The organism is Dysgonomonas sp. HDW5B (genome assembly GCF_011299335.1).
Classification (GTDB): Bacteria; Bacteroidota; Bacteroidia; order Bacteroidales; family Dysgonomonadaceae; genus Dysgonomonas_A.
The window spans coordinates 1,303,787-1,327,018 of record NZ_CP049858.1; the positions used below are offsets into that span (position 1 = coordinate 1,303,787).

Here is a 23,232-nt window from a genome sequence, read left to right on the forward strand (position 1 = left end):
TTTATAAAACAGAAATTATGAGTGAAAATTATGATACTTTTCCTGTAAACATTGCGGAAACTGCTAGGAAAATCGAAAGAAAAGCATTTATATTCGATTATTATAGATATGAAGTATGGCAAGGTGGTGCTTGTATCTATTCCAATTACTCTAAATCTAAGATTATAACACAAATAATAAACAATAACTTAAAGGTTATAATTAACGATGAATCAATATCTGAATTTATAAATAACGAGTTTTATTTCAAAGAAATTTCAACAAACAACGATCGAGTGATGTGGAGTAAAGATATCTTCAACTTATATGATGATATTGAGTATAACACACCAGATATTTCTTCCTTGTTTTATAAGAATGGGATCTTATCAAAAGTTACTTTTACTATTCATAATCCAAATACATTAGTTGAGTTCTATGCTGACGAAAATAATATGACTTTTTCTGAGTCGGGAATTACATCTGAAACTGAAAATGCATTTGATAAACAAGAAGCAAAAAGAATATTATACAATTCAATAACAAACTTACATTCACGTAGAGGTAAATTAACCCAAGAGGATATTGAAGCAGAAGTCATTAATAACGCTTGTCTAGCATATTTAAAAAAAGAAAAAGAGCTGACCAATAAAGCGGATAACGTAGAAAATTTAGTGAGGGGACTACTAAATTCTAAATTGAATATCATGCCTATTGCTAAAGCCTTTACTGATGCTGCGATCGAATTACTACCTCGCTATTATACTGTAAAAGAAGCTACTATTGCATTATTAGGTATTCAGCAAAATATTCTTTGGGAGGGAATGTGGGATTTTTTAAATGATTATTTTGGAGCAAATCACGGAATTAAGATAGATGAAGCAGAAACTAGTGCGTATATGTATTATTCCAATTATCATCAAAGATTTCAAAATGATATTATGGTTTCTGAAAGCCGAACACAAAGAACCATAAATATTAATTTCATCGAGCAGAACGATATTGTTGTTGGTATTGCACCTACACTTTCGCCAAAGAAGGCATATTTAGTATTTAAGGAAGGAAAAATAAGGAAATATAAAGGGTACGACCCTGATTATTTATTCATAATAACTTTCGATGAATTTGATGAGATATTCAAATTTATACTTGAAATGCCAAACAGAAATTTAAGAATTGAATATTTTGAGTAAGCTATGTTTCTGAATTCATATAATGAAAATTTATATATAAAATGTTTAGATAGACTTACTCAAGGTTTATCTAAAATAGAATCAATACTAAAAGCTATCGATACAGATAATAACTTCAGAGAGATTGATTCTGTTATTGACATTTATATTAATATATTTAATCAGGAAGAATTAAAGGAACATTTAAAATGTGATATAGAAAGAATATACAAACCTCTATATATAGGTAATCCCCCATTACACACCAAAGGTAATTCTTATTGGCATATAAATATTGAAATTGTTTCCGGTGAACTTAAATGGCTCGATATTATATATGAATTTCAGATTTCAAGGTTACTCAAATTATATAAACGAACATTTTCAAGGATTGACAACTTCTTTATTTCATTAAGCTCTGAACAAATTAGGAAATATCAATTAATTATTTCAAAAATAAAAATAGAGACCGATGTTTATTTGAAATTTGTTGATCATAGGGAAATAATAAACAAAAGAAAAAAGCTAGAAGATAATAAGCTTGCTAAAATTCCCTTTGGTGGACTTTTTTATATAACTCATATTAAAAATATAGAAAGTATTCTTGAACTGGCTATCTTATCGCATAACCTTGCTCATTCGAAAGGCTTAGTGTCAGAGGATATTTCCAATAAAGAGGTAAATGAGCGAAGAAATAGAATCGTCGCCTCATTGGATGGCAATATCCATGATTTTGCACCACTTTATTTTAATCCAAGAAATCCAATGTTATATTATTTATGCAAAAACAGGGATAAAAAGGATTTAATATTACTAAAGATTAATCCTCATATCTTACTTGTAGATAATGTGGCTTTTTCAGATGGGAACGCCGCAATAAAAACGACTCATTTCTACAACAATATAGATGATTTTAATAATTTAAATTGGGAAGTAATTAATGATGAATACTGGGCGCAACATTACGATGGAAAAAGAATAAGATGTTCTGAAGTTTTAGTGAGGGATGAAATACCTCTATACTATATTACAGATATATATGTTTATAATCAAGATCCATTAAATAGGATTCTTACATTGTTCCCGAATCATCTTGGAATAAATACTGATATTCAACCTAAACTATATTTCTAATAATAATTAGTATTTATACCTTATTATGTAATTCTAGTACTATTATGCTTAATAAATATCTGTGCATTCTGTATCGGTAAGTGGGATAATGAAAAAATAGAATTTCAAGATCCTTTTGTTCTAGTGAATTCTCTGGAAGAATTGAATCTAAACAAGTAAAAACATCATACTCGGGCAGCATAATACTTAATATATATTCTCATGGCATGACATCTGATTATATATGAAATGAATTGCAGTCTTGTTAATACATGTGAAAGAGGGTTATAAGACATCTTGCACTAATTTTATTCACATGTCCAACATTGTCTTTGTCAAAAAAGTATTTTTTTTAGATACTCCAATAAACAGGGTTCACTTTCATAATAATTATACTACCTTTATCTCATTAAAACATCTCTTCTGCAAAACGTTGTAGAACACTACGTTGAGGTCATAGCCAATTCGTAGCCAAGCGATTTTAAAGGAAAACTAAATTGTTATAATATAGGCGGTTATAAAGCAGGTTCTGCTGCCTTCATCCGCACTGAAAGCGACAAATTGAAGATTTCTTCTTTTTGTCGCTTTTATCGTTTTCACAACTTGCTATTCCTAAACCTATTACAGATAGTAACATATTCTGCCTTGGAGTTCGATAACCTTTGATTTTTTGGTCATAGATAACATCCCACTCTTTAAGAGGCTGGAATCCAAAAATCATCAAGACTTAGCTATTACACTTGACTTGCTCTATATTGATAGGCATCATTCTTACCTTTCATCTCTGAAATCAGGTGTTCTGTCTCATTTCTCAAAAACACTTCCAAATGCTTGATACTTTCGTTGTAGAAACGAACTAAAATATCAAGCATAATGAAAGCAAAGAATCCTATTCAACAATTCAATCGCCCTGTACTGTTTTATACTTTATCCACACTTATTCCCTGGAGCTTTTGGTTTGCAGCAGGCTACATAAGTCAGATCACTCCTTATCAGGATAAATTTCTTCAGATAGCAAGCCTGCTATCCTTTATCGGACTACTTACTCCCTTGGCTGTCGTATTTGCATTAACAGCCAAGCACACGAATATAAGAAGAGATATAACAACACGTCTTTTCAACTTTAGTGATATTAAGCCTGTCTACTTTCTGCTAACTTGTCTGATTATGCCTGTCAGTATAATGATAGGACAAGCCATTTCCCTGTTATTTGGATATAGCTCAGACCAATTTATTATCACAGGAAACTTCACTTTCTCCTCCGGCATCTTCCCGGTATGGTTCCTGCTAATAGTAGCCCCTGTTATAGAAGAATTAGCATGGCATTCCTATGGCACTGATTCTTTACGTAATAGGTTCAACCTGTTTAATGTCTGTCTTATTTTCGCCTTGTTCTGGGGAATCTGGCATATCCCCTTATCCACTATTCGTGATTACTATCAAAGCAATATTGTGAATGACGGCCTTATCTATGGCTTGAATTTTCTGGTTAGCATTTTTCCGTTTGTTATACTTATGAACTGGCTCTATTACAAGACAAACAGAAATATCCTTATCGCTATCATCTTCCATATCACAGCGGGGCTTTTCAACGAGTTGTTCGCTCCACACCCCGATAGTAAAATCATCCAAACTGCCCTATTGATCGTACTGGCTACCATAGTGGTCATTAGGGATAAAGAAATGTTCTTCAAAAGATAATCAGACCAGAATATCATATAACACTGAAAATGGTAACCTGAACTTTTATTCAATTACGACTAAGGGAAAAATAAAGTTTAATCTACAACAAAGCTGCTTCTGTCGCAGAAAAAAGGCATTCTGTCTCATATTTCAAAAGCAAGCCTTTACAAGCAATACTTTTGCATCGTCAACCAAATGGATAACTAAAAGAGGTCGAAAGTGGATAAGAAAGAAACATCTGAAAAAGCATTATAGACTCAGGAAAAAGGGCAGCTTCATTCTTCAACATACTATACCCCTTAGATTTTTAATGTAAATTTGACAGCACATCACCAATAACTAGCATATGATAAAATCGAGACTGTATAATTTTTTTGTTGATCCTAAATACAGGATATGGAGACATATCCTGTTTATTCTTGCATTTGCAATAATATCCTATCGGCAGATTACTTATATCTTTCGGGATAATATTGCCACTATAACAGATTACAGACCTTTTCTTGTCTCAATCACCCTTATGGTATATCTATCGACATTGTATGTAAATATTTATTATTTAGTTCCCCGCTTTTTGTTGGGACAACGATATAGAATTTATTTAGCAGGGTTCTTTTTTATCATATTTATTCAGATAGCATATCTTATTGGGATGGAACATATTGTACGCACTTTGTTTGAGATGCCCTATAAAATAACATCCTATACTCCGCTTGTATTTATTCAACTCATTCCTACTTCTACGATAAATATGATGTGTATACTGGGGATATCCGCCACTGTATTATTTAAGCATCAAATATTGGAAAACGAACGAATGAAGAAAATCGAAGAGGAATATATACAATCGCAATTAAACCGCTTAAAAGAACAGATTTCCCCGACTTTTCTATCCAATATTCTGAACAGGACTTCGGAGTTAACTAAGACTGATTCGAAGAAGGCATCCGATATGTTAATCAGGCTTGGACAATTACTAAGGTACCAATTGTATGATTGTAACAGAGACAGAGTATTATTAAGTGCCGAAATAAATTTTATAAAGAACTACCTTGACTTGGAGCAAATATATTGCAATCAATTTGAATATGAGTTTACCTTCGAGAATAATATCAAAGAACTATTACTTCCCCCTTTATTACTCATTCCTTTTATACAAAATGCTGCGAATAGAACAGAATCTATTGAAAAGCACGTGTGTTTACGTTTAAGTCTTAAAAGAATAGAAAACAGTTTGTTTTTTAGCTGTCAATCTACAAACAAAGCTCTATTGTCAGAGGTTCAACTTTTCGCTGTAAAACAAAGGTTAAATTTAATGTATCCGGGCAACTATATTTTATCAATGGTCGAAGGCAAGACAGAGCTCCAACTTAATTGTATTACCGAATAATAATGGATCAAATAAAGAAAAAAACAATATTATATTATCTAAATGATAAAAAGTATCATGTTCACAGACATTTATTATTGCAATTATTTGCATTGATATATGCCTTTGATGTTTTTTGTCCTGTACCGGGGCAGTTACCTCTGTCGGTAGGCCGATTCGTTACATTTTTAGGCTTCTATCTTATCCTCAATTTGATAATCTATCCGAATGCTTACATTTTTGTACCACGCTATCTGGTAAAAAAGAAGCTATTGAAATATATATTGTCAATAGTTGCAATCATACTTGTTTGCTTATTTATTATTGCCTTGATTGTTGTTTTATTTGAAAAGCCGAATACGGGGATTTTAAAACAGGTTCCATCCCGTAATTTCTTTTTAATAATGTTAATAATATTACCTTCCGGTGTGACTTTTGGTTTACAGTGCGCCGGAGTGGCGGCATTTACGGTTTTCAGAAAGTGGACAGAAGAGAATCAACGGACTAATGATCTGAAAGCAGCTACTCTGCAGACAGAACTTACATTTCTGAAAAGCCAGATAAATCCGCACTTCCTATTCAATATTATCAACAATGCGAATATATTGGTGGATGATGAGCCTGAGATGGCTTCCTGTATGCTGACTAAGTTGGATGACCTGCTAAAATTCCAGCTTGAAGATAGCATGAAAGAAAAAGTACGATTAACGGATGATATCCGTTTTTTAACTGATTATCTGGATTTGGAGAAAGTAAGACGTGACCATTTTGAATTTGAAATTCAGACAAGAGGAAATATAGATAATATATCTATTGCTCCTTTATTGTTTATTCCATTTGTAGAAAATGCTGTTAAGCACAATTCGGATAGCAGCAGGACTTCATATGTAAACCTGTTGTTCACCATAGAGAATAACATGTTGACCTTTATCTGTGAGAATTCTAAGCCAGCAAAGCCGATTCAACAGAAAACAGGCGGAATCGGATTAAGTAATATATCCCGTAGATTGAACCTACTTTATGACAACAGCTACTCATTGGAGAGAAAGGAAACAGAACAAGTGTACATGGCAAAATTAACACTTGAACTATAATACTATTATTGCGTTGAAAAGTAACTGAATAAAACAAACTTTACTCCCATTATAATAACAGTAAAGGTTGCCTCATATTTCAAAGGCAACCTTTATTATGTGAAAGTCTTTATATCAAAGAAAATTAATTTAGACCAGCAGAACTTGTAGGAGCCGGAGCCTGTTCGATCAACTCCATAAACTGATCGAGTTTTGGAGTAATAATTATCTCTGTCCGGCGGTTGCGGGCTTTTCCTTCGGCAGTACTATTGCTTACAATCGGATTATACTCTCCACGTCCGGCAGCAGTCAGACGTTTTGGATCAACTCCATAGGTATTTTGCAGAGCCTGAACAACTGACGATCCACGTAACGCACTCAAGTCCCAGTTGTTACGGATATTAGGACGAGAAATGGCATCCGGGTCTGTATTTCCTTCTACCAATACATCATAATCTTTATAATCTAAGATAATTTTAGCGATTTTACTGAGTGTTTGACCTGCTTTATCGCTTATTTCGAAACTTCCCGAACGATACAGCATATTATCAGCCAAAGAAATATACACAACGCCTTTCAGCACTTGAATATCGAGATCCTGCATTTCTTCGCGAGTAAGTGAACGGGTAAGATTATTCACCATGACAAGATTCAAAGAATCTGATCTGTTTTTAGCTTGCACTAAATGTTGAATAAAGCGGTTGGAAGCATTGATTTCATCTACCAATTTTCCAATATTGGCATTACCTTGAGAGTTATGCTGAAGGCTCTTATTCAGAGAACCCTGCATTTCGGCTAAAGCGGCACGCAGCTCGTCATTATTTTTTCGGGCATCGGCCAAAGTTTCTTCAAGGCTCGCCACTCGAGTACGATTCTCCGTCAGCTGCAATTGGCTTCCCTGATAGTCTGCCTGCAATTGCTTATAATCGGTCTCTAAATTTCTAAATTTCCCCTTGCTTACACATCCTGTAAACATTATACTTGCTGTTAATATCAGCAGCGACCAAAATGAATATTTCATAGCCTGAATCTTATTATATTAATTTAATATGCAATTAATATTTATAACAATGATATTCGCTAATAGTTTGGGACTGTATCGTTTATATTGATTAAAAATAGATTTGAAAGGAATACGTAATACCTTATAGTCTATAAGTGATCTTCGTAGAAGAGTTTTCGGAATCGATAAAGTTCGCTGATTTATCTTCATCTAAACAATAATAAAGCTTTTCAAAAGGGGGAATGAACTATCACTACCCCTTTCTCTCCTTATTTTACAAACAACTAGATTAAGGTTAATAAACACAGATTGGTTGTAATGGCTAACTATAATTGATCTATATCATCGGTTTGAAAAAAGGCATCTATACAGACATCATCCCGAATGAGACACGAGAGTGTAGCTTCCGAAAAACGTATTTCGACTATCAAATCGGAATTCTTCTTTACAGGTTTTAGGATGTGGTAAGTCTTGTGAATTTTCAAGATCTCACCAAAGGATAACCCTATACATTGGGAGGCTGCAACAGGTATAGATGCAACTGAACAACTACAGATTACAGATGAAGCATTGGATTTTACGGTGTTTGTTGACATAGTGTATCGTTTATTATGCTTGGATTCCTCCAAAACAAGCCTTATGCTAATAAAGAAGCGGGAGGACATTAGCCTATCTGTAGAACAGGGAGTCGAAGCCCTAAGCACCAATAGGAAACGCCTCCCGCCCTATATCAAATAAGACGGGATGGGCGTTCTACTGTTTCGATGTGCTTTTACTAATTTCGACTTTTGTTCTACACTGAATCAGCTAAACGCTTAATACCTTATATTATACTATGTCTTGTCATTTCTGACAAGGCAAAGATATAGATATTCTTTTATTTTTTGTTTTTCATTCATATTAATCAGTTTGAAATGTGCTATTACAAAAATAAGTTCTTCTCGTGCAATAAAATATTTTACTGCACGATATTATATTTGTTGATTACCAAGCGATTTCTTACTTTTGAAAAAGAAAAATCAAGAATGCGATAAATTATTATCTGAGTTGGGGTAAAATATCTTAATTTAGCACTAAACTTGACGAATACACATTTGTTTAATCAACTGATAACGATATATAAATATGGAAGCTGTTGCCGAAAAAAAGAAAAAAGTTCATCACGGGCGAAATATACGAATTGTAAGAACCAGTCAGAATGTTACTCAGGAAGACTTGGCTTTCAGACTAAATCTATCACAAAGCAAAGTATCTGCTTTGGAATTGGATGAGGTAATCGAAGATGCCGTTCTTGATAAATTTGCAACTGCTCTTAATGTTCCGGTTAATTTCCTGAAGAATTTTGAGCCGGAAGAAGTTATAAATTCTTATAATGTATATGAGAATGAAATAACAATGACCCAAACCGAAAATTCACAAGGGGATATTAATGTTCAAAAAATTATTGAAAAAGAAGAGAATATATACAATCCGATTGATAAAGTTTCCGAATTATACGAAAGGCTTTTAAAAGAAAAGGATAAGCAAATAGATGAACTGAAAAAAGAGGTTGAGAAATTAAGCAAGAAGTAATATGAACAGAATAAATATTACAACACTAGGCGTTAAAGACGTTGCTAAAGCAGCCGAATTTTACAAAAAGCTAGGATTCATCACCCCAAGTACCGAAGAAAATCCATCGATTGTATTTTTCAATAACGGAGGTACAAAGCTTGCCCTTTATCCGCTCGAAGAACTTGCAAAAGATATCAACGAATCTGATCCTCCTAAAATATCAACAGGCTTTAACGGGTTTACATTAGCCTATAATGCCAAAACAAAAGAAGAGGTCGATTTAGTTTTTACCCAAATAGAAGAATGGGGAGGAAAAATAATAAAAAGCCCCAAGCCGACTTTCTGGGGAGGCTATGGCGGTTATTTCCAAGACTTAGACGGATATTATTGGGAAGTGGCTTATGCCGACAGTTGGATATTTGATGACAATGACATGCTGGTCATTGCAGAATAAATAACAAAAAAACTTCCGGAAGACTTCGGGAGTTTTTTGTTTTAGACGATTTTCGTTCTTTTCATTCCATTACAGACGCATATCCGAAAACAAGCTGTATGTTTGCCTCTATAACGATATAAAACGAATAACACAATGCATCACGAAAACCATTATACAAACCGCACCAATTGGCTAAGAGCAGCTGTTTTGGGAGCAAATGACGGTATCTTATCTACAACCAGCCTTGTTATAGGAGTGGCGGCAGCCGATGCTTCGAGGCATTCGATCACTTTGGCGGCTTTAGCCGGACTGGTGGCTGGGGCTTGCTCGATGGCGGCAGGAGAATATGTTTCGGTAAGTTCACAAACCGATGTCGAAACAGCAGATCTTAAGAGAGAAAAAAAAGAACTTGAAGACAATCCCCAACAGGAACTCGACGAATTGGCAGGTATTTATCAAAAAAGAGGACTCGACGAAGATCTGGCCATGAAGGTTGCCCAACAACTGATGGATCATAATGCACTGGAGGCTCATGCACATGATGAACTGGGCATCAACGACATGACCAAGCCCAACCCCTTACAGGCTGCAATGGCATCGGCGGCTTCTTTTGTTTCGGGAGGAATACTTCCTTTACTGGTTGCTGTTTTGGCTCCCCTAAAAGGAATGGTTTTCTATCAGTATGCATTTGCCATTTTATTTTTGGCAATATCGGGAACAATGGCAGCAAAAATGGGAGGTTCGAATATTTCTAAGGCCGTTGCCAGAATATGCTTCTGGGGAACTGTTGCCATGTTTATCACCGCTGCGGTAGGATATATATTCGGAGTGAAAACATCGTAATAAATACTTATAACGAAACTAGCAAATATAAAACCGATCAGGATATATTTAGCTAAATATATCCATGATTGTAAAAACACATTCTTTAGACTGGTGTTTATTAATAGCAGGAACAAGGCGTCTAAAATGCTCTGTTTGACAATGTCTGTCCAAAGCATCGTGATCGGGCCATTCTTCGATAAAAACAAAATGCGTTTTGTCTTCCTGATCTATATACAAATTATACTCAATGCAATCTTTCTCTTCTTTTGTCTTAGCAACTAACTCTGCATAAAGCGGTTTGACTATTTCGAGATATTCTTCTTTTATAAAATCTTCGGCAATTACTTTAATCATAACTATTTATTGGTTTCTGTATATATGATTAGTAAAGTTAAGAATACTATTTGTATAAAATCTGCTGAGAGACAAATAAATAGTTAATAGAGTAAGAGTCTGAAGTAGGGATATTTATCTATAAAGATATAAATGACAGGAATCTGTAGTTGATTTGTTCTGTTTAATGTTCTATTTTACTAACGCACCCTTTGGGTTTGTTTTTCATTTTGCCTTGATGCAAAACGAAACAAAAGATCAAGACTGTACCTTTTGCCCGACCCGCTAAGGACTCGAAAGCTAAAACAAAAGAAAAACTTTTATCGTTGATTTCCTTTTGTTTCTTAACGCTTTCTTCGCCCTGCGAGTACCCCGTGCAAACGCCTAGGTCGGAAGCCTGACGGACAAAAGCCATTTGCAAGCGTCAGCCCCAGTGCATCAGTGGCACAGCCGTTGGCTGACAAGCGAAGCAGGCGTAAAACTAAACGTGCCGAAAGGCAATAAGTTTAGTTTAGCCTGTAAGCTTAAGTCAGACAGGCGAGCCACGCAGCACAAAGCCTTTTTGATTCCTTTTGCGGCTTTGGGCAAAAGGAATACAAGCAATCTTTGATTGCGCGTAGAAAAATGAATTTAATAGAACATATAATATCAACTACTGAATAACTTAAATAATAAGATATGACTATTGACATTAAAATAAGAGAAAATAAGAATTACAAAAAATGTGTCACTTTTGTAATGTTTGTAATCTTTTCACTCATTAAAGACTGTATTCTAGACATTTACAAAAATCGCAAAAATGACACTTCACTTGTCACCTTTTTACCCTTTTTGTGTACTTTCTGTAACCAATGATAGTTTATTGTCAGTTTATTTTTTACAGAAAAAGATGAAATAAAGTGACAAGTAAGATTCGTATGTTATACGAAATTGTATATTTGCAAAGATTAAATATTTAACAATAAATTTTAAGAATATAATTGCTTATCGTTATTTTGCCGATCAAAGCAATAAATAGTTCTGCGAACTTAAGATATATGCACATAACAATACACTCATACAATTATTAAACTAAACTCCGATGAAAATAAAACTGATAATACTCCTTTCACTTCCTTTATTTATACTTAGTTCGTGCAGCTCTGATGACGATGGTATCACGAAACCTGACCCTAAAAGTCCGACCTATGTAAATGATTGGATATATGAACAAATGGGGATGTATTACTTATGGAATGAAACACTACCCTCGAATCCTGATAAAAGTTTAAGCCCTGATAAATTTTTCGATACCTTACTGAACAAGAGCGATCGTTTTTCGTGGATACAAGATAATTATCTGGATTTGATGTCGTCACTCAGCGGTGTTAGCAGCGGCGATATAGGTTTTGAATATGTAGGATATCTTATTTCCGAAGGTTCGGATCTGGTTGTTGGCCAAATTGCATATGTGAAACCCAATACACCCGCACAATCGGCAGGATTGAAGAGAGGCGACCTTTTTACTAAAGTAGATGGGGTTGCTCTGACTACAACGAACTGGAGAGCTCTCCTATCGGGACAAAACAGCACAGCTCAAATTACATTTGTAGACTCTGAGTTTGTTAATCAAACGAATAAAACAATTGGAAAAATAAGTAAATATGCTGAGAATCCGGTTTATATGGATAGCACGTACACTGTTAGCAATAAAAAAATAGGTTATCTTGTGTATAACTTTTTTGCCAATGATAACGGAAGTGGAGACAGGCAGTATGATCTTCAATTGAATAAAGTATTTGCCGGCTTCAAATCAAAAGGTATCACCGACCTTGTGCTCGATTTACGTTACAATAGCGGAGGCTCCATGCTATCGGGTGTTATTCTTTCGAGCCTTATTGTACCCGATTTAAGTACTGACAAGGTATTTAGTTCCGTACAATTCAACTCACTGTATCAAGCTGCTTATGTAAAGAAATACGGGGCCGGATCTTTGACCGATAAATTCATGGATAAAATTGAAGTGAATAAAACAAAGCAAGAAAAGCTCAATAATCCGGGTACTATAAGATCTCTTTATGTACTTACCAGTAATTTGACTGCCTCAGCCAGCGAAATGCTTATCAACGGGCTTAAACCATACATGAACGTATATCTTATCGGAACTACTACCGTGGGTAAAAATGTAGGTTCTTACACAATATATGATCAAGAGAACAGCAGCACAAACAAATGGGGGATGCAACCTATTGTTTTGAAGTATTTCAATTCGAACGGAACTTCCGACTTCGAAAAAGGATTCACCCCCGATGAAGAGTTAATCGATAATAACGTACACAAATTTGCTCTCGGCGATTTGCAGGAGGTAATGTTACAAACAGCTATCCAAAAAATCACAGGAGTATCTGGTGTACGCAACACTCAGGCAGATGCAAAACTACTTCAATCTCAGGGTTCGTCTGTTGAGAGAAAACCTTGGAGCAACAAAGGTATTGTTGATAACAGGGTGTTAGTTCCCATGAATAACTTACAAGAATAACATGAAATCATTGAGCATCAAGACTTTCATTATAGTTACATTATTGTCTGCTACATGTACAGGGGTGGCATATTCGCAAACCCCTCAACTAAATAGCAGAAGACGACCTGTACTAGTAGATGATGTACGAGCTCACCCTCTTTATGAAACCGAAGTCCTGAAGGACTGGAATAGCATACCTCATCTAAATGATAATCAACGCAAAAAGATCGAAGATATCAACAGTAAAGCTAAAAAAAAACTCATCGGAGTAAGTCAAACTCTTACAAATAGAATCTTTCAGCTGGAGACTTTATATGCCAACGATCCGACTAATGCCAAAGAGATCGGTAATAAAGAGAGGGAAATTGCAAAACTCGAAGATAAATTAGATAACATAGTACTCGACTCCAGAAAGAAAATCAGAAAATTACTAGACCCGGAACAGATCGCTTATTTAGACTCTACAGACTGGTGATGAGTATAAACATTTAAATATCAGGCATACTTTCAAAAAAAATAAATACCTTTGCACCAGAAATCATAAAAATCTGTGCTTTGAGAATAATTCTCTTATATATTACTGCTTAATATTAGCCTTTACACTACAGGCTGATATATCTTTTTATTGGGGCTCACAGCTCTGATAAATTTTTCATTCCTAAAACTTATTATTGGTTTACAATACTCTCATTAACAGAAGTATCGTATTCCTGTTACCCAATCGATTCTCTTGACCATTCAATATGATCAAGCAGATAGATTTATATATGCATACCATGCAGATGAAAAATATAGAGAAGGATATTAAGCAGTATATCTCGACAGAATCAGTAAGCAAAAACAATAATACGATCCGACATTTTATTTGGGAAGTTATACCTACCGATACGCCTTTATTTAAAAGAAAATGCAGTAAATGCAAAAACAGCAATCTATATTATTGCAGTGATAAATTCAGACTCAACTCGCAGAAAAAGAGTATTGATGTCTGGCTGATCTATAAATGTATCAAATGCGATAACACATGTAATATCACTATCCTGTCTCGTACCCGACCCGAATTGATTGATAAAGAACTATATCAAAAATTTATGATGAACGATGAGGAGACAGCATGGAAATACGCTTTCGATACAGAAACTGCAAAGCGAAACAACCTGGAGTCGGATCATAGTAATATTGAATATAACATAGTCCATGAGAATACAACATTCGAAGATATCGTGAAGATGGAAGAAGATATAGTTGTGTTCGAGATAAGATCAAACTTCAATCTCGATTTGAAATTAACATCATTAATCAGGCAGTGTTTCGGCACCTCATCAAATCAATTGGGCAAGATGCTCGAAGGTGGCATACTTACAATTCGCCCTTTAGGTTCTGCCAAAAAAGCCAAAGTCAAAGATGGGATTAGAGTTACTGTCAATCGTAATAAGCTATATACATATCTCAAAAAAGAGTAACCATACTCAAAGAAAAAGCAGCAGGATATCCTGCTGCTTTTTCTTTGTACTCACCTCTAATATACAAAAGCAAGCATTTGGTATACAAACAGAGGCGTTCTGTCTCTTATCTAAAATCTGCTTATTGATAGGATATATCTTCGCAGTATAAATAATCAAAAAACAAATTAAAATAAAAGACAACCGTTATGAAAAAGCTAGTAGTAGTATTAATAATCATTCTTTGTTTCATCGCAACAGCTAGTGCACAAGTCCGCTTCGGAGTTAAAGCAGGAGGAAATCTGTCGTTCCTGTACACAAGTGGAAGTAATCAAGGTATAAATGCCGATCAATATAATGGAAGATTCGGATATCATTTTGGAGGTATGCTGGAATACTCATTGTCGGAAATGTTCTCTATTCAACCGGAGTTAATGTATCTGAATCACGGAGCAAACCTGAAGAAAGAAAACTCTTTCGGAATGAAAGACGGACAGATAACATTAAACACCTTACAATTACCGATCAACCTGAAAGCCAAATTCAATCTGGGTCAATCCGATTCTAAACTATTTGTATATGGAGGTCCTTACGTCGGTTACAATATGTATGGAAAGGTAGCAGGCAAAATAGATGGTGTAAAGGTAGATAATAAACTTTATGCAAAAGATTCGAACATGAAGCGTTTTGATTATGGTTTTGGAATCGGCGTAGGTATTGAGATGAAAAAATTCGTATTGACCTTAGGTAATCAATACGGAGCGAATGACATCAGCGGATCTGAAAAAGGAAAGATGAGAGCGGGTCACGTAAGCCTATCGGCAGGATATTTTTTCTGATAAAAGCTTAACCATAGCAATCATAAAAAAGCGAGCTTTGAACTCGCTTTTTCTTTTCATTATAGTCTTATCAATCGTGTATTTGGGGTATACGTTCTTTATCACCACTAACTTCAAAGAAGTTCCACCGTCCTCTTTCCAGCAAACGATAGTCTCGATTATTTCCTCCGGATGTCCACCAAGCAGGTCTATCTTCAAATGGTGTTTGATGATTCTTATTCGGAAGTTGTAATACACATCCTGCCTCATCGTTATGACAGGCTAGATGTATAGTATCGTCCCAAAGATAAGGCCTTATTAAAGTATACCAGTTTTCGATACGGTGAATACTTCTGCTAACATAAAATGGGCCATCGTTTGCGTTAGTAAGTTCATAGAAAGCCGATATATACAAATGCAAAAAATCAGAGACACTCAATAGCTTTTGAATTAAAGGATGACCGGGGTTACCCCAGTCAAATATATCCTGAGTTCCGGCATCAATTCCCCAACCTGTTCCTAACGTAGTATCAAAATCATTCGGTATAAAAAAGAATTTACCATGTGTGTTAAAATAAAAGTTGAAGTTATTGGCGTTAGCCCAATAATCGTCCATATTTCCACAGATTACATTTATCAAATAAGACTTGAGTAGTAATTTAACATCCATTGCCTCATGAGCCCAGTTCTTCAGAGCATCACCTTTCAGCGTAACAAGGTTACGGACAAAGCTTGTTAGCTGTGCATTAGCTACTTTACGGCTGGATGTATTTGTCCGCAGATCGTAAATACCACGATCTTCAATAACAGAAGGATCATAGTTATTTAAGGCTGCACCATTATCACCCTTCCATAGAAAAGGAATATGGCTGCCCGGATTATCGTCTCCAAAATAGGTCTTTCGAGCATCAAGATAATCATCCTCAATAAATTCCTTCAGTTTATAAATACCGAAGTAAGCAGGCTTAGCCCCTCCATCAATGATGTGGATGAAAAATCTGCACATACTCATCAGAGGTCCCGAATATACTCCGGCTTCCTGATACAGATCGAAACTGTATACTTCGCGAATACGGGTTGGATCTTCCCTGATAAATTTAAGATCAAGTCTGGATAAACTTTCAAACCTTTGTCCCGGGACATTTCTACCGAATTGCAATGCAAAACTTGCCTGACGCCAAACCGGATTTTTAGGATTATGATGTTCTCCTTCATTTCCCTCAGGGCGATTACGGCTACTATTTCCCCTGACCCTTAAACCTACATTGGGAACTTTTTGTGCAGCAATATGATCATTACCACTGAAAACAAAATCTCCCGGAATCCAAAAATTAACATCGGGGGCTGCGTCAAAGGCTTCAAGCAACCTATTCCAGTCTGCCACTTTAATTTCCAGAGTAACTTCGGGTAGAGCCTCCAAGTCGAAAATTTCTTTCAGCTTGGGATTGTCAAAAATACTTTTCTTTTTCATCTTGTAAAATTTTTAATTAATAAACTACACAATGTGCATAGCATTATACCGTGTTAAGAAATTAATGAGTGTGTTTACTCCTGTTATTTATTTTCGAGCAGAGACATATAATAAGCCTCTACATCTTTCCAATGGTAATAAGGTAGTATATCGCTCTTTATGGGCGGAATCGTTATTTCGTTTTCGTGCAAGAGGAACTTCACCAATATATCGTCGGAGCCTTTCTTCCTGAAAAATACAATCTGTACATTTCCTGCCATAGGCACAATCTTGAAATCGCTCCAGGTCTTATAAAACTCGGCAGGGTCTGCTACACTGTTGTAACAACCTTGCAAATGAAGAAGAGCAGCAAGAGGCATAAGATTACCATCGTGTCCGAAACGGAATGTTCCCCCTTTGCCGTTAGAGTGAATTACCTCATTGGCACTGTCGAGAATATTACGAAGGAGCGGTTTGGCGTTCCCCATCATTATACCTCCGTTTTGTGCCGAAGTTGCATCACACACATAATGACGGTAGTTTACACACTGCCACAGATCGAAAAGTTCTTGCTTTTCGAACAGATCATAAAAAGACACGTTGGTCTCCATATTCTGCATATCACCTGCAATCCAGTATAGTGCCCACATTAGAGAAAATGGATTTACTTTTTTTACGATATAAGTACTATCCGAAAATAACGAGTTTACCAACCTCTCGGGTTTGGTATGACTTTGCTCAAACTTGCGGTATTCTTCACGCCATATTCCGCCGTTCTTTGCTCTGAAGTCTAATGCCTCATTGGTATGATAGTTCAGATACTTCATATACTTATTGCTCGATTCGCGAGTAATATCCAATGTAGGATTGAACTCTTTCAACCGTTCGCTGAAAGCATCCATGCTTAACACACAGCGTATAATAACCGTTGAGCGTGCCGACAGTTTAACACTATCGGTAAATATCTGAGGAAACGACTTGTACATCCGTTCGGCAATACCTCGTTGCTGACGTACGCCTAAAGGCGAAAGATCACCTCCATGCCCTTCGGCTTCTATCCAGACTTTGCTCAATCGATTATAAGCATCTATGCCCAAAGGGGTAAGTGCATTAACTTTGTTTGCATCTTCCAGAAGATCAAGTACCCACTTATAATCATCGTCACTGATCAGATAACGTGATCCATGGCGACCATAATGGCTGATATAAAAGGGTTCATATCCTTTGGGAACCGATGTTTGGGCTACAATTTCATCAGAAGGATAAGCATAGTAAACACTGCCTGTTTTCTCAGGTGTCGCAAACATTTCTTCTTTTGTGGTCTGCCCCCATAGGGAACTGATATTCAAGAGTAAGATTACAGATAACAAACAGGTACTTTTCAGATTTAGTCTTTTCATCATTTACATTTTAAGAGGTAAGGCATAAAACCTTAAGTTAAAAAAATTATAAAAACCGACTGTATTCCAGTTGAGTTACTAAAAGCTGCCTATTATTTCAAAGCAGCTTTTGTCACATGAATGAGACGCATCACGCGCTTTCAGAAAAAGAATGTCGTGTTTTTATTGTATATTACAATAAAAGAAAATATTTAATGATACATTTTAAAAGCAAACAACCTGCCGCTGTTTTGCTTACCAAAGCAATAAATAGTTCTGCTAACTTATTTATTTATGTAATCGGGATTTTGAGTAAGATAAGGATTAACCGTAAACTCATCCTGAGGGATAGGAAACAGGTTGTACTTATCGTTAACGTCTTTACCGATATAGTTGCCTACTGTTCCATCGCTTCCTTTCCAGTCCCAATTATAGCCCTTGGTAAACTTGCCAAAGCGAATAAGGTCGGTACGTCTTACTAGTTCAGTGTGCAATTCGCGTGCACGTTCATCCAAGATAAAGTCGAGCGTCAATTGACTGTCGTCTATTCTTCCTGAAGCTCCATTACCATAAGCACCTGACAGGTAAGCCCTGTCTCTAATTTCGTTCACATATCCCAATGCCTGCGTGCGACTACCACTTGCTCCTCTAAGTATAGCTTCGGCGGCCATCAAGTAAGCATCTGCTGTACGGAACACAGGGTAATCAATCGAACTGTAAGTTGTACCTCCATCTGCCAGCGTTTTTCTATCTTTGGTCATATTACGCCATTTTAGACAAGCATAGCCGTTTTCGAATTTAGTTGCTTGAAAATTACTTCCAACAATCCATGTCTCCTTCGTATGTTTAGGAGTATAGAACTGAGCCCGTTTATCTTTTTTATTGTCTCCCCAAGGATCATTGATATTAAAGGTTTGATCAGCCGGACTAAACTTGTCGACCAATTGTGTTTTCACACGAGCGTTTCCCCACGAATTCGAAAGTCCTATGTAGACATTCATATCTCCATTGCTCAGGGCTTTAAGGATAAAATTTGTACCTGCACTATTTATTGTATTAACACCGTCTTGTGGCAGATTCCATATAATTTCTTTACATGTATTGTTGTCCGCAAGGAAAATATGACGATAGTCGGAAGCCAAGGGATAAGTATTGCTATCAATTATCTTTTTTGAATATTGATATGCTTTTTCGTACTCGTTCTTTCCTAACCATGCTTCGGCATTCAGGTATACACGGGATAATAGGAACCATGCTGCAACCTGATCTACACGTCCGTACTGATTCGTACCAGCCGGTTTCATCTCTGTAGCTAGAGCTTCTGTTTCTGCAACAACATAGTTATAGATATTTTCACGGGTAACCTGATTGGGAATAGTACCTATTGCCATCGTTTCATCTACAAAGGGGGCAGATCCATACAGATCACAAATCATGCTGTAGCAATATGCACGAATAAAACGTGCTTCGGTTCGATAGTAAGGCATCTCATCCTTTAGTTCATCGTATAATCCTCTATATTTAAGATTATTGTCAGTCGATTCACGTAGAAATTCATTGCAATAATTAATAGTCATATACAAACGATAGTATGAATAACTGATAATCTTTGTTGATTGATTCCAATTCATAAACAAAAGATCCCAGCTTCCTTGTGAACTTCCCGAATGAAGTACAATTTCGTCTGTTGAACACTCTTGTAAATAGAATAATGATCGTGTATATCCGCTATATCCGGTATCCATACCTCCAACATCACCATCTTTATCAGGTCCATCCTGACCGTTTAGCATTAACGAGCCGTAGCATTTGGCTAGTACTCCGCGATAACCGTCTGCTGTTGTATACACATTGGTATTTATAAGCTTCTTATCGTTAAGTGGTTCTGTATCGAGATCACCAAGACAGGACGTGAATAGCATTCCTAAAAGAACTGCTGCCCATATATATTTTATTGATTGTATTTTCATAAATGATTCCTCCGATTATTAAATAAAATAATTAATGACTTGTTTTGCAGGGATGGACCTATATGTCTTTCTATATCGGCGAACATATAGGCTCCCCCTACATCAAAATATAAAGTAGGTTTAAGGTTTTAAAAGTTTAGATTCAGTGACAGGGTATAAGTTCTGGGACGTTGGTATGTATTATTATCAATACCATTGTATATCTCAGGGTCTGCTCCCGAATAGTTGGTTATTATAGCTATATTCTGTGCACTGAATGCCATACGCAAAGAGCTTGATGTATTCCATAATTTAGGAAAGGTATACCCCAGTGTTATATTATCGAACTTAAAGAATGCACCGCTTTCGAGGAAATAATCAGAGAAGTATTGTTCTTTAGCGAAACCTCTTTCCAATGCTACCCGTGATATATTACCGGACATTCCTTCGCTATAAACGCTCGCTAAAGATTGCTTGGCTTGTTGATAGTTGAAGACGTAATTACCAAAGCTACCGTGCCCGTTTATCCCGAAATCCCATTTCTTATATGTCAAGTGAGTAGATAATCCATAGTAATAAGGTGTTCTTGAACTCCTGCCTGTTACATACTTGTTATCATCACTTTGAATAGTAGTAATCGAACCGTCTTTTGCTATATATTTCCCTTCCAACGGTTTTCCATTCTCATCGTATGCTTGTTTAAGCAAAAAGAATGTATTTGGAGTTTCACCTACTTTATGAATCTGAAGATCGTTTCTGCTTACACTTCCGGTTTTCACATAACTGGTTTCTGTATCAATCGTATTCAACTTGGTAATCTTTGATTTTCCATAAGTGAAGTTTCCACTGATAGTCCACTCCCAGTCTTTCGTTTTTACAGGTATAGCACTTACTGCAAATTCGAATCCCTGCCCTTCCATGTCGCCGATATTTGTTTCGAGTTTGTTTGTAAAATTACTTCCTGCAGGAACATAAATATCGTTCAACAGATTTTTGGTATATCGTTTATAAACATCTATACTACCATAAATTCGGTTATTAAGAAATCCGTAATCAAGCCCGGCATTATAAGTACTGGTTGTTTCCCATTTTATATTCGGATCATATCCGTTTGGTCGGTACATATACAACCACTCATCTCCAAATGGATATCTGGCTGCATCAGATGATATCGTATAGAGTGGTAAATAAGGATGGTATCCACCGATATCCTGCTGCCCCGTTTGCCCGTAACTTAATCGAACTTTCAGATCGGATAAAGGTTTGATATCGCGAATGAATTTTTCCTCAGTCAAACGATAACCCAGTGCCACAGATGGAAAATATCCCCAACGATTATCAGGTGAAAAGCGAGAAGATGCGTCGGCACGCAATGTGGCTGTCACCAATAGCTTTTGATCGAACGAATAGTTGAAACGACCAAAGAACGATAAGAGATATAAAAGGTCTTCATCAGGTATCGAAGTGTCAACTACATCTTTTACGAGGTTTCTGGGGTTGGTACTGTACCAAAAACGTTGCCATTCGTAACCCGCCATTGCGTTAATATTGTGCTTAGATCCTAAATCTTTGATATAGTTGGCATAGGTAGAAATTATATAGTTAGTGTTTTTATTGTCCTCCGAATGGAATTGTCCCCTACCGTCACTTCTATTCGAAACATACATTAAAGGAGCTAAATCGGGAGTTGTTTCTTCTTGCTTGTTACGACGTATATCATAACCAAGATTCATATTCAAATGAAGGTCTTCAAAGCCATGAATTTTATAATCAACCGCTAGGTTACCTAATGTACGATTTATAGTATGCAGCTTTTTAGTAAGTTCTAGTTCGGCCACAGGATTAGTGGCAGCCAGGCTTCTGGGCTTTCCGGAATCATCCATCCAAACATAATACCCAAGTCCTACATCTCCGGGATAGCTTTGATGGACAGGGCGGGTAGGATCGAAAGAAATAGCACTCCCAATAGCCCCTGTCGATACCGGGTGGCTTCGCTCGATACTTCCCTTTACGTTTATATCAACAGAAAGATGTTTATCAAAGAATTTAGGTGATAAACCAAATCCTCCGTTAAAACGCTTGTAATTATTTGACTTTAGTACACCGTCTTGACTTAAATATCCGACTGATACCCTGTACGGTATTTGTTTTGCAGTACCTGTTACCGAAAGGTTATGCTCATTACCAAAGGCTGTTCTGTAGATTTCTTTTTGCCAATCGGTCGAAGCTGCTCCGAGCTTAAAACTGGTCTCGGGTACATTAATAGTTCCGTTCGTATATATTTCACGGTATTCATCAGCCGATAAAACATCATAATAATCCGGTATTTTGCTTACCGTAAAATTGGCACTGTAATTTACCTGCGGTTTAGAGCTTCCCCCCAGACTTCCTTTTTTAGTCGTAATAATGATTACTCCATTGGAGGCACGCGACCCATAGATGGCAGTAGCAGAGGCATCCTTAAGTACAGTAAATGTTTCTATATCATTCGGGTTAATAAAACTGATCGACGTATTATTTACAGGTACACCATCGATCACAATTAAAGGATCGTTATCTGCCGACAAGGATGCTCCCATACGAATGCGTATGGTTCCACCACTACCTGGAGCGCCATCACCGGGTACTATATTTACACCAGCCACACGTCCTATCAAGGCATCTTGAGCTGTAATTTGAAGTCCTTTGTTCAGTTCATCGGGCTTTACTGATGTTAATGCTCCGGTAGCATCACCTTTTCTCACTTGCCCGTAACCGATAACTACTACTTCGCTCAACAATTCGGAGTCTTCATCTAAATTTATAGACAAGTTAGTTTTATTGGCAACAGGTACTTCTTTTGTTTTATATCCTAGGAATGAAACAACTAAGATAGCATTAGCTGATGCAGACAATTGGAATTTTCCATCGTAATCGGTCACCGTTCCTGTAGAACCAGACTTAACTTTTACGCTTGCTCCAATAACTGTTTCTCCGGATTTGCTATCTGTTACAACTCCTGAAACTTGTATTGTTCCTGAATTTTGGGCTGACAGACTCGTGAACGAAAATAGACCTACTAATAATAGTAAGAGTATCTCCCTGGCTCCTTTTCTGTTTTTTAAAATTAACTTTTCTTTCATCATGGTTAGATTGATAGATTTCTGGTTATTTG

19 protein-coding genes are annotated in these 23,232 nt (G+C 36.3%); 12 read left to right on the forward strand and 7 right to left on the reverse strand.

The window, feature by feature from the left end; all coding sequences use genetic code 11:
- Positions 1-17 precede the first annotated feature (17 nt).
- From G7051_RS05350 to G7051_RS05370, 5 genes are all read left to right on the forward strand, one after another.
- Complete coding sequence (locus G7051_RS05350) at positions 18-1,172, forward strand: hypothetical protein (RefSeq protein WP_166198937.1); 1,155 nt, start codon at positions 18-20, stop codon at positions 1,170-1,172.
- A gap of 3 nt (positions 1,173-1,175) precedes the next feature.
- Positions 1,176-2,285 carry a DUF4433 domain-containing protein gene (locus tag G7051_RS05355; RefSeq protein ID WP_166198938.1) on the forward strand — a complete coding sequence of 370 codons (1,110 nt, stop codon included), beginning with the start codon at positions 1,176-1,178 and terminating at the stop codon, positions 2,283-2,285.
- An 852-nt stretch (positions 2,286-3,137) separates the two neighbouring features.
- Positions 3,138-3,965 carry a CPBP family intramembrane glutamic endopeptidase gene (locus tag G7051_RS05360; RefSeq protein ID WP_166198939.1) on the forward strand — a complete coding sequence of 276 codons (828 nt, stop codon included), beginning with the start codon at positions 3,138-3,140 and terminating at the stop codon, positions 3,963-3,965.
- Between the two features lie 328 nt (positions 3,966-4,293).
- Positions 4,294-5,337, forward strand: a complete 1,044-nt coding sequence (locus tag G7051_RS05365; protein WP_166198940.1) for a sensor histidine kinase — start codon at positions 4,294-4,296, stop codon at positions 5,335-5,337.
- A 2-nt stretch (positions 5,338-5,339) separates the two neighbouring features.
- A complete protein-coding gene (locus G7051_RS05370) occupies positions 5,340-6,410 on the forward strand; it encodes a sensor histidine kinase (protein ID WP_166198941.1) in 1,071 nt (356 codons plus the stop codon).
- 124 nt (positions 6,411-6,534) lie between these two features.
- Here G7051_RS05370 and G7051_RS05375 read toward each other — a convergent pair whose 3' ends face one another.
- Both G7051_RS05375 and G7051_RS05380 read right to left on the reverse strand, forming a co-directional pair.
- Positions 6,535-7,410, reverse strand: a complete 876-nt coding sequence (locus G7051_RS05375; RefSeq protein WP_166198942.1) for an OmpA family protein — start codon at positions 7,408-7,410, stop codon at positions 6,535-6,537.
- A 308-nt stretch (positions 7,411-7,718) separates the two neighbouring features.
- Positions 7,719-7,988 (reverse strand): hypothetical protein, encoded by a 270-nt coding sequence (locus G7051_RS05380; RefSeq protein ID WP_166198943.1) that lies wholly within the window; start codon positions 7,986-7,988, stop codon positions 7,719-7,721.
- 529 nt (positions 7,989-8,517) lie between these two features.
- Between G7051_RS05380 and G7051_RS05385 the strand changes: the two genes are divergently transcribed.
- From G7051_RS05385 to G7051_RS05395, 3 genes are all read left to right on the forward strand, one after another.
- The gene (locus G7051_RS05385; RefSeq protein ID WP_166198944.1) at positions 8,518-8,964 is read left to right on the forward strand and encodes a helix-turn-helix domain-containing protein; all 447 of its coding nucleotides are present in this window, start codon (positions 8,518-8,520) and stop codon (positions 8,962-8,964) included.
- Between the two features lies 1 nt (position 8,965).
- Entirely contained in the window at positions 8,966-9,400 is a 435-nt protein-coding gene (locus G7051_RS05390; protein WP_166198945.1) for a VOC family protein, read from the forward strand.
- 135 nt (positions 9,401-9,535) lie between these two features.
- Positions 9,536-10,225 carry a VIT family protein gene (locus G7051_RS05395; RefSeq protein ID WP_166198946.1) on the forward strand — a complete coding sequence of 230 codons (690 nt, stop codon included), beginning with the start codon at positions 9,536-9,538 and terminating at the stop codon, positions 10,223-10,225.
- Positions 10,226-10,273: 48 nt separating this feature from the next.
- On the opposite strand, the gene G7051_RS05400 is transcribed toward G7051_RS05395, so the two are convergent.
- Complete coding sequence (locus G7051_RS05400) at positions 10,274-10,561, reverse strand: putative quinol monooxygenase (protein ID WP_166112135.1); 288 nt, start codon at positions 10,559-10,561, stop codon at positions 10,274-10,276.
- Positions 10,562-11,621: 1,060 nt separating this feature from the next.
- On the opposite strand from G7051_RS05400, the gene G7051_RS05405 reads away from it, so the two are divergent.
- From G7051_RS05405 to G7051_RS05420, 4 genes are all read left to right on the forward strand, one after another.
- The gene (locus G7051_RS05405; RefSeq protein WP_166198947.1) at positions 11,622-13,058 is read left to right on the forward strand and encodes a S41 family peptidase; all 1,437 of its coding nucleotides are present in this window, start codon (positions 11,622-11,624) and stop codon (positions 13,056-13,058) included.
- Between the two features lies 1 nt (position 13,059).
- A complete protein-coding gene (locus G7051_RS05410; RefSeq protein ID WP_166198948.1) occupies positions 13,060-13,515 on the forward strand; it encodes a Spy/CpxP family protein refolding chaperone in 456 nt (151 codons plus the stop codon).
- Positions 13,516-13,783: 268 nt separating this feature from the next.
- Positions 13,784-14,503, forward strand: a complete 720-nt coding sequence (locus tag G7051_RS05415; RefSeq protein WP_255493327.1) for a DUF1062 domain-containing protein — start codon at positions 13,784-13,786, stop codon at positions 14,501-14,503.
- A 188-nt stretch (positions 14,504-14,691) separates the two neighbouring features.
- Positions 14,692-15,321, forward strand: coding sequence for a porin family protein (locus tag G7051_RS05420; RefSeq protein WP_166198949.1), 630 nt, complete (start codon positions 14,692-14,694; stop codon positions 15,319-15,321).
- Positions 15,322-15,391: 70 nt separating this feature from the next.
- Here the strand turns inward: G7051_RS05420 and G7051_RS05425 are convergent, their stop codons facing one another.
- The 4 genes from G7051_RS05425 to G7051_RS05440 all read right to left on the reverse strand — a co-directional run bounded on the left by G7051_RS05425 (position 15,392) and on the right by G7051_RS05440 (position 23,203).
- The gene (locus G7051_RS05425; protein WP_166198950.1) at positions 15,392-16,771 is read right to left on the reverse strand and encodes a CotH kinase family protein; all 1,380 of its coding nucleotides are present in this window, start codon (positions 16,769-16,771) and stop codon (positions 15,392-15,394) included.
- 83 nt (positions 16,772-16,854) lie between these two features.
- The gene (locus tag G7051_RS05430; RefSeq protein ID WP_166198951.1) at positions 16,855-18,153 is read right to left on the reverse strand and encodes a histidine-type phosphatase; all 1,299 of its coding nucleotides are present in this window, start codon (positions 18,151-18,153) and stop codon (positions 16,855-16,857) included.
- Between the two features lie 260 nt (positions 18,154-18,413).
- Positions 18,414-20,099, reverse strand: coding sequence for a RagB/SusD family nutrient uptake outer membrane protein (locus tag G7051_RS05435; protein ID WP_166198952.1), 1,686 nt, complete (start codon positions 20,097-20,099; stop codon positions 18,414-18,416).
- A gap of 128 nt (positions 20,100-20,227) precedes the next feature.
- Positions 20,228-23,203, reverse strand: coding sequence for a TonB-dependent receptor (locus G7051_RS05440; RefSeq protein WP_255493328.1), 2,976 nt, complete (start codon positions 23,201-23,203; stop codon positions 20,228-20,230).
- Positions 23,204-23,232 lie beyond the last annotated feature (29 nt).

Excerpts from the sequence above, each read along its gene's own strand:
- G7051_RS05410 (WP_166198948.1), top strand. The coding sequence starts at position 13,060 with ATGAAATCATTGAGCATCAAGACTTTCATTATAGTTACATTATTGTCT.
- G7051_RS05430 (WP_166198951.1), bottom strand. The coding sequence starts at position 18,153 with ATGATGAAAAGACTAAATCTGAAAAGTACCTGTTTGTTATCTGTAATC.
- G7051_RS05435 (WP_166198952.1), bottom strand. The coding sequence starts at position 20,099 with ATGAAAATACAATCAATAAAATATATATGGGCAGCAGTTCTTTTAGGA.
- G7051_RS05360 (WP_166198939.1), top strand. The coding sequence starts at position 3,138 with ATGAAAGCAAAGAATCCTATTCAACAATTCAATCGCCCTGTACTGTTT.
- G7051_RS05395 (WP_166198946.1), top strand. The coding sequence starts at position 9,536 with ATGCATCACGAAAACCATTATACAAACCGCACCAATTGGCTAAGAGCA.
- G7051_RS05425 (WP_166198950.1), bottom strand. The coding sequence starts at position 16,771 with ATGAAAAAGAAAAGTATTTTTGACAATCCCAAGCTGAAAGAAATTTTC.
- G7051_RS05385 (WP_166198944.1), top strand. The coding sequence starts at position 8,518 with ATGGAAGCTGTTGCCGAAAAAAAGAAAAAAGTTCATCACGGGCGAAAT.
- G7051_RS05415 (WP_255493327.1), top strand. The coding sequence starts at position 13,784 with ATGATCAAGCAGATAGATTTATATATGCATACCATGCAGATGAAAAAT.
- G7051_RS05380 (WP_166198943.1), bottom strand. The coding sequence starts at position 7,988 with ATGTCAACAAACACCGTAAAATCCAATGCTTCATCTGTAATCTGTAGT.
- G7051_RS05400 (WP_166112135.1), bottom strand. The coding sequence starts at position 10,561 with ATGATTAAAGTAATTGCCGAAGATTTTATAAAAGAAGAATATCTCGAA.
- G7051_RS05365 (WP_166198940.1), top strand. The coding sequence starts at position 4,294 with ATGATAAAATCGAGACTGTATAATTTTTTTGTTGATCCTAAATACAGG.
- G7051_RS05350 (WP_166198937.1), top strand. The coding sequence starts at position 18 with ATGAGTGAAAATTATGATACTTTTCCTGTAAACATTGCGGAAACTGCT.
- G7051_RS05355 (WP_166198938.1), top strand. The coding sequence starts at position 1,176 with ATGTTTCTGAATTCATATAATGAAAATTTATATATAAAATGTTTAGAT.
- G7051_RS05440 (WP_255493328.1), bottom strand. The coding sequence starts at position 23,203 with ATGATGAAAGAAAAGTTAATTTTAAAAAACAGAAAAGGAGCCAGGGAG.
- G7051_RS05375 (WP_166198942.1), bottom strand. The coding sequence starts at position 7,410 with ATGAAATATTCATTTTGGTCGCTGCTGATATTAACAGCAAGTATAATG.
- G7051_RS05420 (WP_166198949.1), top strand. The coding sequence starts at position 14,692 with ATGAAAAAGCTAGTAGTAGTATTAATAATCATTCTTTGTTTCATCGCA.
- G7051_RS05370 (WP_166198941.1), top strand. The coding sequence starts at position 5,340 with ATGGATCAAATAAAGAAAAAAACAATATTATATTATCTAAATGATAAA.
- G7051_RS05405 (WP_166198947.1), top strand. The coding sequence starts at position 11,622 with ATGAAAATAAAACTGATAATACTCCTTTCACTTCCTTTATTTATACTT.
- G7051_RS05390 (WP_166198945.1), top strand. The coding sequence starts at position 8,966 with ATGAACAGAATAAATATTACAACACTAGGCGTTAAAGACGTTGCTAAA.